Annotated in this window: 12 protein-coding genes and 1 pseudogene; 8 read left to right on the top strand and 5 right to left on the bottom strand. The window is 54.1% G+C overall.

The features are described from left to right. Window positions 1-41 precede the first annotated feature (41 nt). Both GQF03_RS14645 and GQF03_RS14650 read left to right on the top strand, forming a co-directional pair. The gene (locus tag GQF03_RS14645; RefSeq protein WP_161340031.1) at window positions 42-1760 is read left to right on the top strand and encodes a long-chain-fatty-acid--CoA ligase; all 1719 of its coding nucleotides are present in this window, start codon (window positions 42-44) and stop codon (window positions 1758-1760) included. Window positions 1761-1789: 29 nt separating this feature from the next. Then, window positions 1790-2341, top strand: coding sequence for a 3'-5' exonuclease (locus GQF03_RS14650; RefSeq protein ID WP_161340032.1), 552 nt, complete (start codon window positions 1790-1792; stop codon window positions 2339-2341). A 325-nt stretch (window positions 2342-2666) separates the two neighbouring features. Here the strand turns inward: GQF03_RS14650 and GQF03_RS14655 are convergent, their stop codons facing one another. Further along, window positions 2667-2873 carry a hypothetical protein gene (locus GQF03_RS14655; RefSeq protein ID WP_161340033.1) on the bottom strand — a complete coding sequence of 69 codons (207 nt, stop codon included), beginning with the start codon at window positions 2871-2873 and terminating at the stop codon, window positions 2667-2669. A gap of 107 nt (window positions 2874-2980) precedes the next feature. After that, on the bottom strand, window positions 2981-3283 hold the full coding sequence (locus GQF03_RS14660) for an SCP2 sterol-binding domain-containing protein (protein ID WP_161340034.1): 303 nt from the start codon (window positions 3281-3283) through the stop codon (window positions 2981-2983). A 195-nt stretch (window positions 3284-3478) separates the two neighbouring features. Between GQF03_RS14660 and GQF03_RS14665 the strand changes: the two genes are divergently transcribed. The 3 genes and pseudogenes from GQF03_RS14665 to GQF03_RS14675 form a co-directional block, all read left to right on the top strand. Further along, window positions 3479-4354, top strand: a complete 876-nt coding sequence (locus GQF03_RS14665) for an SDR family oxidoreductase (protein WP_161340035.1) — start codon at window positions 3479-3481, stop codon at window positions 4352-4354. Continuing rightward, window positions 4351-5511: an acyl-CoA dehydrogenase family protein gene (locus GQF03_RS14670; RefSeq protein WP_161340036.1), complete on the top strand. Its 1161-nt coding sequence runs from the start codon at window positions 4351-4353 to the stop codon at window positions 5509-5511. The genes GQF03_RS14665 and GQF03_RS14670 overlap by 4 nt, the downstream gene beginning before the upstream one ends. Before the next feature lie 14 nt (window positions 5512-5525). Next, a pseudogene (locus tag GQF03_RS14675) lies at window positions 5526-6866 on the top strand (acetyl-CoA carboxylase biotin carboxylase subunit); the annotation flags it as partial. Window positions 6867-6965: 99 nt separating this feature from the next. Here the strand turns inward: GQF03_RS14675 and GQF03_RS14680 are convergent. After that, a complete protein-coding gene (locus GQF03_RS14680; RefSeq protein ID WP_161340038.1) occupies window positions 6966-7490 on the bottom strand; it encodes an EF-hand domain-containing protein in 525 nt (174 codons plus the stop codon). A 154-nt stretch (window positions 7491-7644) separates the two neighbouring features. Between GQF03_RS14680 and GQF03_RS14685 the strand changes: the two genes are divergently transcribed. Genes GQF03_RS14685 through GQF03_RS14695 form a run of 3 tightly spaced genes read left to right on the top strand, consistent with a single transcriptional unit; the run spans window position 7645 to window position 9651 of the window. Next, on the top strand, window positions 7645-8277 hold the full coding sequence (locus GQF03_RS14685; protein ID WP_161340039.1) for a TetR/AcrR family transcriptional regulator: 633 nt from the start codon (window positions 7645-7647) through the stop codon (window positions 8275-8277). Window positions 8278-8317: 40 nt separating this feature from the next. Then, window positions 8318-8752: an acyl-CoA thioesterase gene (locus GQF03_RS14690; protein WP_161340040.1), complete on the top strand. Its 435-nt coding sequence runs from the start codon at window positions 8318-8320 to the stop codon at window positions 8750-8752. Then, window positions 8749-9651, top strand: coding sequence for a thioesterase family protein (locus tag GQF03_RS14695; protein ID WP_161340041.1), 903 nt, complete (start codon window positions 8749-8751; stop codon window positions 9649-9651). The genes GQF03_RS14690 and GQF03_RS14695 overlap by 4 nt, the downstream gene beginning before the upstream one ends. Before the next feature lie 311 nt (window positions 9652-9962). Here GQF03_RS14695 and GQF03_RS14700 read toward each other — a convergent pair whose 3' ends face one another. Together GQF03_RS14700 and GQF03_RS14705 are read right to left on the bottom strand one after the other, a co-directional pair. Beyond that, window positions 9963-10934, bottom strand: a complete 972-nt coding sequence (locus GQF03_RS14700; protein ID WP_161340042.1) for an MBL fold metallo-hydrolase — start codon at window positions 10932-10934, stop codon at window positions 9963-9965. 161 nt (window positions 10935-11095) lie between these two features. Then, entirely contained in the window at window positions 11096-12232 is a 1137-nt protein-coding gene (locus GQF03_RS14705) for an acyl-CoA dehydrogenase family protein (RefSeq protein WP_161340043.1), read from the bottom strand. Window positions 12233-12377: the final 145 nt, after the last annotated feature.

Consider the following 12377-nt stretch of genomic DNA (forward strand, 5'->3'; position numbering starts at 1 on the left):
ATCCATAACAGGGATAACAAAAAGTCCAGGGAGTTTTTTTAATGTCTGACTTTCTATGGGAAAAATCATACCCGAAAGGGGTTAAGTGGGAAATCGATATCGAGGAAAAGCCGGTCTACGCTCTTCTGGATGAGGCCGTAAAGAATTGGCCGAATAATTACGTCATCGATTTTCTCGACAAGCGCTACACCTATTTTGACCTGGATGACATGGTGAACCGCGCCGCCAAGGGATTTCGCGAACTCGGCGTGAAGGAAGGCGTGCATGTCGGCCTCTATCTGCCGAATACACCCCATTATATCGTTTGCTTCTTTGGCATCCTCAAGGCGGGCGGGACGGTCGTCAACTATTCCCCGCTCGACGCCGAACGGGAACTCCGCCACAAGATCGAGGACAGCAATACCGATTTTATCGTCACGCTCGATCTGGAGGTTCTTTATCCAAAGATCGCGACGATGTTGAAAGAGACGCGATTGAAGAAAATCGTTGTCGGCTGCCTTAAGGAAGTTTTGCCCTTTCCGAAGAATTTCCTTTACCCAATTGTCAAATCCAAGGAAATCTCGAAAGTTCCGAATGACGACAACCATGTGACCTTCAAGCGGTTGCTCGCCAACGACGGGAAGATTGACGTAAGCCCCGTCCCGAACCCGGCTGAACAGGTTGCCGTTCTGCAATATACGGGCGGCACGACCGGCCTTCCAAAAGGTGCGATGCTCACCCACAAAAACCTCATTGCGGCCTGCCAGCAGCTTCGCGCCATGCAGCAGGGCGACGACGCGGTGCTTGTCGACGGCACGGAAAAAGTGCTTGCCGTCCTGCCGCTCTTCCATATCTATGCGCTCACAGTCATCATGAACTTCGGCATTGCCGGCGGCGCGGAGATTATCCTCCATCCGAAATTCGAGCTCAACGACGTGATGAAGGACCTCGACAAGAAAAAACCGACGGTATTCCCCGGCGTCCCGACCATGTATATGGCTATCGCCAATCATCCCGATATCAAGAGCTATGACCTGTCGTCTCTCAAGTTCTGCGCGTCCGGCGGCGCACCGCTTCCTGTAGAAGTCCAGGACCAGTTCCAGAAGGTAACGGGATGCCGCCTCCTCGAGGGATGGGGCATGACGGAAACCTCCCCGTCGGGCACGTCCACGCCAATGACCGAAAAGCGGATCGCGGGCGCCGCGGGCGTTCCGGTTCCCGGCGTCGAAATCCGCATCCTCGATGTCGACGACAAGAGCAAAATCATGCCAACAGGCGAAATCGGGGAAATTGCGATCAAGGGCCCCAATGTCATGAAGGGCTACTGGAATAAGCCCGATGCGACCGCAGAGGCGTTTGTCGAGGGCTTCTTTCTTACCGGCGATACCGGCTATATAGACGAAGATGGCTATATGCATATTGTCGACCGGACCAAGGACATGATCACCTCCGGCGGCTTCAACGTTTATCCGCGGATCATCGAGGAAGCGATTTTTGAGCATCCGTCTGTGGCCGAGGTAACCGTAATTGGCATTCCCGATGACTATCGCGGCGAGGCCGCCAAGGCCTTCATCAAACTGACGCCGAGCGGCAAGGAATTCACTCTGGAGGAGCTTCGCGGATTTCTCGCCGACAAGCTTGGAAAGCACGAACTGCCTGCGGCGTTGGAATTCCGCGCCGAACTTCCCAAGACGCTCGTTGGCAAGCTTTCCAAGAAAGAGCTGGTGGAAGAGGAGAAAAAGAAATACGAGGCCCGCAAGGGGGCGGAGGCATCCGCCTGACTTAACGAGAAGGAGCGCAAGACCAGAGTATGAGCAGTTTTCTTGCGATTGATTTCGAGACGGCCAACAATGCGTCCGACAGCGCCTGTGCAATCGGTCTGGTTCGGGCGGAGAACGGGAAAATAATCCGGGAGGAGGCCTTTCTCATTCGCCCGCCAAGTCCGGATTTCTTTTTCACCCATATACATGGTCTCACCTGGGAGCATGTCGCGGATGCGCCGGATTTCGGGGATCTTTGGCCGGACATGGCCCCCTTGTTCGATGGGGTGGATTTCTTCGCAGCCCATAATGCGGGGTTTGATTCGCGCGTGTTACGGAGCTGCTGTGATCGATACGGCCTTGATATCCCGACGAAGGACTTCACCTGCACCGTCAAACTTGCCCGCGGCATGTGGGAAGTGCGACCGACGAAGCTCCCGAATGTCGCACATTTTTTGGGGCTCGAGCTCACGCATCATGACGCCCTTTCGGACAGCCGCGCCTGCGCGAACATCGTCCTCGCTGCGGAGCGGGATGGTTGGTCGTTCGAGACGGGTTATGACAATGTCAGAGAGCGTTATATCGCCATCGACCAGCTTTAGCCTCCGCGCCTCACTCCTCAGCCGTCTCATAACTGCAAATCATTCTTAAAAAAGATTGACGCCCGGGCCCTCATATTATTTAATAATGCAAATCATTCGCAATTACTGGAGCCCATTATGATTCGAATCAGGTACCTTCCTCCCGCCGAGTTGGGATCGCTACTTGTGAAAGTGGCGGAAGAACAGCGGGCGACGCGCCTGTCATGTGACCGGCCGGTCGAGCCATATGGTCATTCGCAAATGCTTTATGTCATTCAAGGCCAAAAAGAAGGGCGGCCCCGGTAAAACCGGAACCGCCCATTTCTTTTCCGTTTAGGCTCGCGCCTCAGGCAGCGGTACGGGTCGCAGCCTGAACTTTCTTCAACTGCCGCCGTGCTGCATGGCGGCCATGCGCCTTCAGATTCATTTTACGGGCAGCGCGCTGCTGGTTGGACCGGCTGTTCTTGGTCAGTCCGTCGCCGCTTCCGCCGCCGCCTTTTTTCCGGCTCTTGCCGCCCTGGTTGCGGCCATTCCGTGCTGATCTCGCAGTCATGTGACTAGCTCCACTCGCTTGCAACTAAAATTCGAAGCGCCTTTCATAATGGCTCGCGGCGAAAAGGTACAGAGAAAATTTCGCCCGAAAGCGCAAAATTTCCAGATTCAGGCGAAAACGCTCTGCAATTTCATCGCAATACCCATATTTCCGCCGATTTTAAGCTTGCCCATCATAAAGGCGGTCGTCGGATCAAGGTCGCCGTTGGCCAGCGCCTCAAAATTTTCCTTGGTAATTGTGATCGTGCAGTCCGCTTCCTTATCCTCGTTCGAAACGACGTTGGGCACAGTGGCCGCATCAAGATAGACGACGCCATCGTCTCCGAAATCAAATTTCAGCGTCGCGTTAAGACCGCTATCTTCGCCGACCCGCGCCCGCATGCCTTCGGTAATTTCTTCCAGCGTCGCCATTTTCTTTTCCTTTCAGGATTGCACCAAAAATGTCTATAAAACTACAATGAAGATCCGCGAAGGATCTCCGGTTTTGATCTTGACGTTAACGTAAAGGTCAAGCGTCAGTCTGTCAATTCCCGATCTGACGCCCGGGTGACATTCTCGGATGCGCAGGACCGCGATAAAAAAGAAAAAGAAACGTGGGAGAAACTTATGAGTTACCGATCCATTTTCCGGCCCGGATTGTTCGACGGACAGTCCATCGTGGTGACCGGCGGCGGCAGCGGCATCGGCCGCTGTACGGCGCATGAACTTATCTCATTGGGAGCACGGGTTGCCCTTGTGGGCCGGTCTTTGGAAAAACTGGAAACCGTCCAGCGGGAAATTGATGAGGCCGGCGGCAGTGCGACAATCCATACCTGCGACATCCGGGATGAAGACGCCGTCAAGCAAACCGTTGCCGATATTGTCGCGCAACACGGTGCTATACACGGCCTCGTCAACAATGCCGGCGGTCAGTTTCCAGCGCTGCTTGAGGAGATATCGTTGAAGGGCTGGGACGCGGTGATCAAAACCAACCTGACAGGCGGCTTTCTCTTCGCCCGGGAATGTTACGTCCAGTGGATGAAGGAAAATGGCGGCGGCCCGATTGTCAATATGATCGCCGATATGTGGAACTCCATGCCGGGGATGGGTCATTCGGGAGCGGCCCGGAAAGGGATGCTGAGTTTCACAGAAACTGCCGCCCTTGAATGGGCACCGGCCGGTGTCCGGGTAAATGCCATCGCTCCGGGCATGATTGTCTCGTCGGGAATGGATACCTATCCCGACTGGTGGAAGGCGCGGGTCAAGGCCCGTATCGCTTCGCACCCGGTCAAGCGCATGGGAACGGAATCGGAAATTTCCGCCGGCATTGTTTTTCTGCTCTCGGAGGCAGCGGCCTTCATAACGGGAAGCTGCCTGCGCGTTGATGGGGGTGCACCGAATATCCGTATGAACTGGGACATGCCGGACCATAAGAACAACAAGGCGTTCAACGGGTTTCACCTCGCTGAGATCCCCAAGTTTTTACAGGAGGACGGGGAATGATTTACGGACCCGAACATCAGGAAATCATCCGCTCGCTCACCAAATTTATCGATCAGGAAATAAACCCCTATGTCGATGAATGGGAGGCGGACGGTGCATTCCCGGCCCATGAGCTCTTCAAGAAACTCGGCGATCAGGGATTTCTCGGCGTCTGCAAGCCGGAGAAATATGGCGGACTCGGCCTTGATTATTCCTACAGCCTCGCGGTTTCCGAAACACTCGGGCAGATAAACTGTGGTGGCGTGCCGATGGCGATCGGTGTGCAAACGGACATGGCAACCCCGGCGCTTGCACGCTTCGGCTCCGACTACGTTCGGGAGGCTTATCTACGGCCTGCCATTGCCGGTGATTTTGTTGCCTGCATCGGCGTCTCGGAACCAGGGGCCGGATCGGATGTTGCGGCGATCAAGAGCCATGCCCGCAAAGCCGGCGATGACTACATCATTAACGGCCAGAAGATGTGGATCACCAATGGCGCGCAGGCAGACTTCATGTGCATGCTGGTCAACACCAGTGACGGTCCCATGCATGAGAGCAAATCCCTGATCGTCGTTCCGATGGATAGCCCCGGCATCACGCTCGCGCGCAAGCTCGACAAGATGGGCATGCGTTCTTCCGACACGGCGCAGCTTTTTTTCAAAGATGTCCGCGTTCCGCAGCGAAACCTGATCGGGGAAGAAGGCAAAGGCTTTACCTACCAGATGATGCAGTTTCAGGAGGAACGGCTCTGGGCGGCCGGGGCCGGATTGAAACCGCTTGAAAAAGCGATTAATGACGTCATTGACTACACCCGGACGCGCGTGGCATTCGGCAAACCGCTCATCGACAATCAGTATATCCATTTCCGCCTCGCGGAGCTTTTGACCGAAGTCGAGCAACTCCGTTCCCTCGCCTATCGCGCGGTCTATGATTATGTCCGGGGCGAAGATGTGACGATGCTTGCCTCCATGGCGAAACTGAAGGTCGGGCGCCTGACCCGGGAGATTGCCGATGCCTGTCTCCAATATTATGGCGGTATGGGCTTCATGAATGAAACGCCGATTACCCGGCTTTATCGCGACGGGCGGCTTTCGTCCATTGGCGGCGGCGCAGATGAAGTGATGCTCGGTATCATCTGCAAATATATGGATACCCTGCCCAAACAACGGCGCGGATGAAAGACGATAGAGCAATGCCACTATTTTCAAGAATCCTGATTGCCAACCGTGGCGAAATTGCGTGTCGAATAATTGAAACGGCGAAACGACTGGATATCCAAACCGTCGCGGTTTACTCGGAAGCGGACGCAAATGCCCGCCACACCCGAATGGCGGATGAGGCAATATTGATCGGACCTCCGCCTGCGACGGACAGCTATCTTTCGATAGCGAAGATTGTCGAGGCGGCGAGGAAATCAGGCGCGGAGGCCATCCATCCCGGTTACGGATTTCTTTCTGAAAATGCCGATTTCGCCCGCGCATGTGCGGACGCAGGCATCGTTTTTATCGGTCCGGATCCGGATACAATTGCCCTAATGGGCAACAAGGCAGCGGCAAAACGATATATGATCGCGGCGGGCGTGCCCTGCATTCCGGGGTATGAAGCCGAGGATCAATCGGATAACGCCCTGATCGCCGCGGCGGAGGGCATTGGCTTCCCTATCATGGTGAAGGCGGCGGCCGGTGGCGGCGGGCGCGGCATGCGCCTGGTCGCAAAACCGGAGAAATTACTCAAGGCCCTGAAGACCGCGCGCTCGGAAGCCGAACGGTCTTTCGGATCGCCGGAACTCATCCTTGAAAAGGCGATCATCGAGCCCCGGCATATCGAAATACAGGTCTTCGGGGATAATCACGGCAATGCCGTCCACATGTTCGAGCGAGACTGCTCCATTCAGCGGCGGCACCAGAAGGTAATAGAGGAGGCCCCGTCCCCCGCCGTCAGCGCCGAGCTGCGCGATAAAATGGGAACAACGGCCGCCACCGCGGCAAAGACCATCGGATATTCGGGGGCCGGCACCTTCGAATTCCTGTTGGATCGGGAAGGAGATTTTTATTTCCTTGAAATGAATACGCGCCTGCAGGTCGAGCATCCGGTCACGGAATGTATAACCGGACTCGATCTCGTCGAATGGCAGCTCCGGGTCGCCGCCGGCGAACCGTTGCCGCTGACACAAGAAAAGATTTCTCTTAAAGGTCACGCGATAGAGGCGCGGCTCTACGCGGAGGATCCCGAAAAAAAATTCCTGCCCCGGGTTGGCGTGCTTAATAAATGGCGCCCGGCGGAGGGCATCGGAATTCGCACGGATCACGGCCTTGTGGATGGCTATGAAGTGACGCCTTATTACGATGCGATGATCGCCAAGGTTATCGGATTTGGCGAGACCCGCGCGGCGGCGCAAGCGAATATTATTCGCGCCCTCGACTCAACGGTCGACGACGGCTTGGTCACCAACCGGCATTTTCTGAAAGAATGCGTTTCGCATCCCGCGTTTACGGACGGCAACGCGACGACCGGGTTTATTGACAGCTATTTCACAGGAAAAGCTTCCGCCTGAAACATAAAGGCCCGCTCTTTCAAAGGGAAGGAGAGCGGGCCTTTAAAACGCGATGACAAGGACTCGCGTTTACTTCTGTTAGCCTTTTTTCATGCCGTGTTTCTTCGGGCCCATGGTCTGAAGCTCATCCGCGGAGAGAATCCCATCCTTGTTGGTATCGGCCGCCTCGAAGCGCTTATCGGATGCAGCGGTGAATTCCTCTTTTGAAACGGTGCCGTCACCATTCGAATCCAGAATCTCCATCATCCGTGCAGCATGACGTTCTTTCCGCATTTCCCGCTTCATTTCGTGAAACGCCTTGGCCTCTTCCTTGCTGATGGTGCCGTTTTTGTCGGCATCGAGCTTGTCAAAGAACTCTCTCTTGCTAACTGTCATTTCCTCAACAGTGACGGTGCCGTTGCCATCCTTGTCGAGCTTGGAAAAGCGCTCGGTAGATTTGGCCGTCATTTCCTCGAAGCTGATCTCGCCGTCCTTATTGGTATCCAGGCGCTCAAAAATATCGCCTTTATGTGATTTTTTCGGCGCGCCGTCCGTCGCAGCGATGGCAAGTGCGGGGATAGTCAGGGAAGCAATCATAGAGGCGATAATAAATTTACGTTTCATAACTTTAGTCTCCTTCATTATGTGACTAACCTTTCAACGCGCCGTCCGAATTTATTCCGTCGAAAAAATTTCAAAAACTATCGGGTAGATCATCTAAAGAAAAATTAAACAATGTTCATTTTTTATGATAATGTATAATCTGCGAGGGCATTCAATGGCAAAACCGGGAAAAAAGCAAAACCGTACGGATAGCATTCGGTCCTTCAAACGTCGACATATTCTTGCCGCGGCAAGGCGCATATTTGCCGAGAAGGGACTGGATGGCCTGAATATGCGGGCCATTGCGGCGGAGGCCGGGTATTCCCTCGGCGCAGCTTATGCGTATTTTCAGACGAAAGAAGAGATTCAGCTTGAACTGTTGGCGACCATTCTGAATGAACTGACACGCCATATCAAAGCGGCATCGACGTCGCCCACTGAGGATAAGTCCACAAACAGACGCGCCTTCTCTCTGGTCGCGGATTATTTTTGTGAACGACCGGAAGAACGGCGGCTTCTGTTGCTGACGCTGCCGGGACTTGCGGCGGAAGATGCAAAAATACCGCCAGTCGTGAGGAAGGAGTTCGATAGCAGGCTGCTCACGCTGATGGGGTTGCTTGCAAACAGTCTTCACCGGATACATTCCGTGCCGCCCGCACTCTCGCAGGAGGAAACGATTGATTTTGTCGCCTTTCTCCTCGGGCTCTTGATGCTGGAAAACGGCGGGAGACTGCAACTATTGAATCAGCAACCGCAAGAAATGGTCGACCGGTATGCAAAACGGATGTTATTAAGGTTGGCGCAATAAGAAGAAGAATAACAATTGTGAAGACAGGAGTTCCCCTTTCATGAGCGGCTATGTAGAGAGCTATCGCGGCCAGGTTCTGATGCGAGAATGCGACCTTTTGGGTCACATGAATATTCAATTCTACAATGCCAGGATAAGCCAGGCGATGTGCCATATGTTTTATCTCATCGGGATCGATCCGGCCGACATGAAGGGCGGCAGGCGCGGTCTCGCCGCTGTCCATCAGGAAAGCCGATATCTTGCCGAACTCCGAGCCGGCGACATCATCCATATGGAAAGCGCGGTTATTGGACATTCCGAAAAATCAATTTCATTTGATCACCGGCTTTATAACAGCGAAACCGGCGCCCTTGCCTTCATCAACAAGATGACCTCCGTCTATATGGATCTGGAGCGGCGCAAATCCGTTCCCTTAAGCGAGCAAATCCGCCGGAAAATAACCGAAATTATAACGGAAGCGGAGGACGCGGCATGAGCAAGTTGATCCCCTGTTACCGTGGTGGCGTGGAATCCTGGGAATGCGACCAGATGCGCCATATGAACGTTCAGTTCTATATGTCGAAGGGTTCTGATGCCTTCGCGCATTTGCAGCATGCACTGGGCCTTTCCCCAACTGTCATCCGCAGTACGCGCAAGGGACTCCGCTTCAAAACCCTGCGTATTCAGTATAAATCGGAAGTTCACGAGGGAACGCCGCTATACGGAATTTGCGGAATTAGACACGTGACGGAAGAGGGCATTCAGGCCTTTATACATATCTATGATGCGGTCAAGGACAGGCTGTCCGCAGTTTACGAATTCTCTGCCGGGTATACGGACTATGATACGGACGAGGAACTTCCGCTTCCCGCCGATGTGCGCGACGCGGCAGAAAGGTTGATGGACGAGCATCCGGCCGTTTATCGCCCGGCGCCCTTTGCCGGAGACCTGATGCCCAACAGACCCCTAAATCACATGTTCGAAAGCGCGCGTGGCTCCGTCGACGTATGGGAATGTGACCAGTTCGATACGATCGAGATGCGCCACATCGTCGGTTATTTCTCGGATGCGGCGACCCATATCATAAATGCCGTTGGCCTGACGCGCGAGATTATCCGAAACCGCAATCTCGGATCTGCCGCCCTCGATTACTATTCAGAGTTCCATGCGCCAATTAAGAAATCGGCGGCAATCCTGCTTAAAAGCGGACTGATGGGCGCTGATGGAAAAATATTCCGTTTCGGTCATAATCTGATCGATATGGACAAGGGAACCATCGCGGTTACAACAACTGTCATCGGATGCTATTTCGACATGACCACGCGGAAATCCGTCCCGCTACCGGAGGAATTCACGAGTTTCCCGAAGGAGAAATTGCTAAAATCACAGCTCTAGGCAATGACCTTACATCAGGCGCGGTTCATCAGCATTTGCGTTAATTGCCACACGTCGCCCGGGGCCATATTCTGCGCCCCGGGGTCAACGGCCGGAGATGGGTAAATGTTCTTCAGATATAATTGGAGTTTCGGCTCTAAGCCACCAAGCCCTAAACAGCCACGCCTATACGCCCGCGCGCGCCGTCGAATGGGTTCTGGTCCCCTTAGATGGCGCGCGAAATTCGCGGTGGGCGAAGAAATCACAAGACGCCCTAATTAAAAGAGGCCGGAGAACCGGCCTCTTATCTTGAACGCCGATTGACTTTTACATCAGCAACCCGAAACGCAGGCGCCTTCGGCGTTAAATTCCAGCGTCTTATCGCTCAAGGCTGCATAGACAGGAACTTTTACTGCTTTCTTGAAAATATCCGTCCGTGTTCCTTCAATAATTTTCCCGTCTTTCGTCGCCTCTTCATTGGCATGAGACGCAATCACGGAAGCCGGTTTGACCATTTCATTAATGACATAGGCCGCTTCGGTCGGGCCTGTGGTGAAGGTATCGCCAATATTCATCACGACCAGTTTTGCCGCATAATAATCGCGGACAACGAGTTCCTGTTCCGCCGTAATGCCCGTATCACCGGAGAGATAGACGACAAGTCCATTGGAAAACTTAAGCACATATCCGGTTGGCGGCCCGACATGCCCGCCAAGCCCGGCGGCGGCCAGGGAATCCCCAAGATCGCCCCCAATCATACTGGGATGAACGCCGTTACTGTGGACAGCGGGTACCGTTGTAATATTCACGCCGCCAATTTCCTTGTTTGCCCCGAAGCGGACAAGCATCGAATTCTTCGGATCGCCGCCTAGGGAGGCAAGTTTCTTCGCAAAGAACTCTGGCATTTCACTTCCGGTAACAATCTTGGCGTTCTTGGCTAGAACGATATTGACCACATTGGTATTGGGAACAGCAACAACGGATAAATCTGGTTCCGCGCAACTCCCCGTATTCGGCGCCGCATTGTGACGGGACCCCACATGGTCCCCGTGCATATGGCTGATCAAGACAATATCTATGTTTCCAAGCCTTGGATCTTCCGGACCGGCGACCGTCATGCCGGGGTCATACAGAACCCGGGTTCCGTTCGGATCTTCAAATACCATGGCCCGATCCAGTCGGCAGAACTCCCCTTCCTGCCCGCCGAGGGGTGTCACCTTTACATTTTCTGCCGATGCGAACGATACGCCAATCCCTGCAACTGTGGCGCAAACCACAGTCATTAATTTCGCGAACTGCTTCATTGCATTTGCTCCTTCCCGATAGCCCCGGATCATACTACGCAAAAGCAGTTCATTTTACAAACAACGCCGAAGGCGAGGCAATTATCTACGCGCCCGACGGTGAGCGCCACAATTGACGGAAATAAAGCAGCCGAGTCAGCGAATGGCGCGTGTCATCACTTTTACAATTCTCGGGAGATGAGTTCTTTCATAATCTCGTTGGTGCCGCCGTAAATGCGCTGTACCCGGGCATCAGCGTAGGATCGCGCAACCCGGTATTCCCACATGAAACCGTAGCCGCCATGCAATTGCAGGCATTCGTCAATCACCTTGTTTTCGAGATCGGAGCACCAGTATTTTGCCATGGCGGCGGTCGCCACCTGGAGGTTGCCCTTGAGCAATTCCTCAATACATTTATCAACGAAGACTCGGGCAATCTGCACTTGCGTCTTCTGTTCAGCAAGCTTGAAACGCGTATTCTGGAATTCGATAATCTTCTTACCGAAGGCACCCCGCTCCTTCACATAGTCAATGGTTTCTTCAAGAACCGCTTCCATCGTCGCCGTGGCGCCGATCGCGATCTGTAGCCGTTCCCAGGCGAGTTCCTGCATCAGGCAGAAGAAACCCTTTCCCTCGCCGCCGAGCATGTTGCTTGCCGGGACGCGGACGTCATCGAAGAAAAGTTCCGCCGTATCCTGGGCCTTGAGCCCGAGTTTATCGAGATTGCGGCCCTTCTCAAAACCGGGCGTGCCTGCTTCAACCAAAAACAGAGTGGTACCTTTAGCGCCCGCCGTCGGGTCCGTCTTCGTCACGACAATGACCAGATCCGACATAAAGCCGTTCGTGATAAAAGTCTTGGAGCCATTGATGATGTAGTCATCGCCATCCTTCACCGCGCGGGTCTTGACCCCCTGCAGGTCGGATCCGGCGCCCGGTTCCGTCATGGCAATGGCGCCGATGATTTCGCCGCGCGCCATTTTTGGCAGATATTTCTTCTTCTGCTCTTCCGTGCCGTAGTTCAGGATATAGGGTCCGACAATCTCGGAATGAAGGCCGAAGCCCGGCCCAGACGTCCCCGCGCGCGCCTGCTCCTCCATCATGATAATGCTGTAAAGCTTGTCGGCGCCCGCGCCGCCATATTCCTCCGGGATCGGCATACAGAGAAGCCCCTGTTTGCCGGCTTCCAGCCAGGCTTCGCGGCTCACCTGCCCGTCTTTCTCCCACTGGGCATGATGCGGGATGATATGTTCTTGATAGAAGCGGCGGACCGTTTCCCTGAAAATATTATGCTCTTCGCTGAAAATGCTTCTCTCGATCATCTCGCCACCTTTGTTTTTAATTTTCGTGCGACTTTCCCTGCATTTGACAATTTGTCAATTTTGTCCAAGTCTAGCCTTTTGTATCGCATTTCTCCACAAAAAAAGGCGAGCCAAAAGACCCGCCTTTTCGTATATCTCATACCTG

The organism is Sneathiella chungangensis (assembly GCF_009882935.1).
Taxonomy (GTDB): Bacteria; Pseudomonadota; Alphaproteobacteria; order Sneathiellales; family Sneathiellaceae; genus Sneathiella; species Sneathiella chungangensis.

What these genes read in the sequence shown, in the direction of transcription:
- GQF03_RS14645 (WP_161340031.1), top strand. Translation starts at nt 42, where the DNA reads ATGTCTGACTTTCTATGGGAAAAATCATACCCGAAAGGGGTTAAGTGG.
- GQF03_RS14650 (WP_161340032.1), top strand. Translation starts at nt 1,790, where the DNA reads ATGAGCAGTTTTCTTGCGATTGATTTCGAGACGGCCAACAATGCGTCC.
- GQF03_RS14655 (WP_161340033.1), bottom strand. Translation starts at nt 2,873, where the DNA reads ATGACTGCGAGATCAGCACGGAATGGCCGCAACCAGGGCGGCAAGAGC.
- GQF03_RS14660 (WP_161340034.1), bottom strand. Translation starts at nt 3,283, where the DNA reads ATGGCGACGCTGGAAGAAATTACCGAAGGCATGCGGGCGCGGGTCGGC.
- GQF03_RS14665 (WP_161340035.1), top strand. Translation starts at nt 3,479, where the DNA reads ATGAGTTACCGATCCATTTTCCGGCCCGGATTGTTCGACGGACAGTCC.
- GQF03_RS14670 (WP_161340036.1), top strand. Translation starts at nt 4,351, where the DNA reads ATGATTTACGGACCCGAACATCAGGAAATCATCCGCTCGCTCACCAAA.
- GQF03_RS14680 (WP_161340038.1), bottom strand. Translation starts at nt 7,490, where the DNA reads ATGAAACGTAAATTTATTATCGCCTCTATGATTGCTTCCCTGACTATC.
- GQF03_RS14685 (WP_161340039.1), top strand. Translation starts at nt 7,645, where the DNA reads ATGGCAAAACCGGGAAAAAAGCAAAACCGTACGGATAGCATTCGGTCC.
- GQF03_RS14690 (WP_161340040.1), top strand. Translation starts at nt 8,318, where the DNA reads ATGAGCGGCTATGTAGAGAGCTATCGCGGCCAGGTTCTGATGCGAGAA.
- GQF03_RS14695 (WP_161340041.1), top strand. Translation starts at nt 8,749, where the DNA reads ATGAGCAAGTTGATCCCCTGTTACCGTGGTGGCGTGGAATCCTGGGAA.
- GQF03_RS14700 (WP_161340042.1), bottom strand. Translation starts at nt 10,934, where the DNA reads ATGAAGCAGTTCGCGAAATTAATGACTGTGGTTTGCGCCACAGTTGCA.
- GQF03_RS14705 (WP_161340043.1), bottom strand. Translation starts at nt 12,232, where the DNA reads ATGATCGAGAGAAGCATTTTCAGCGAAGAGCATAATATTTTCAGGGAA.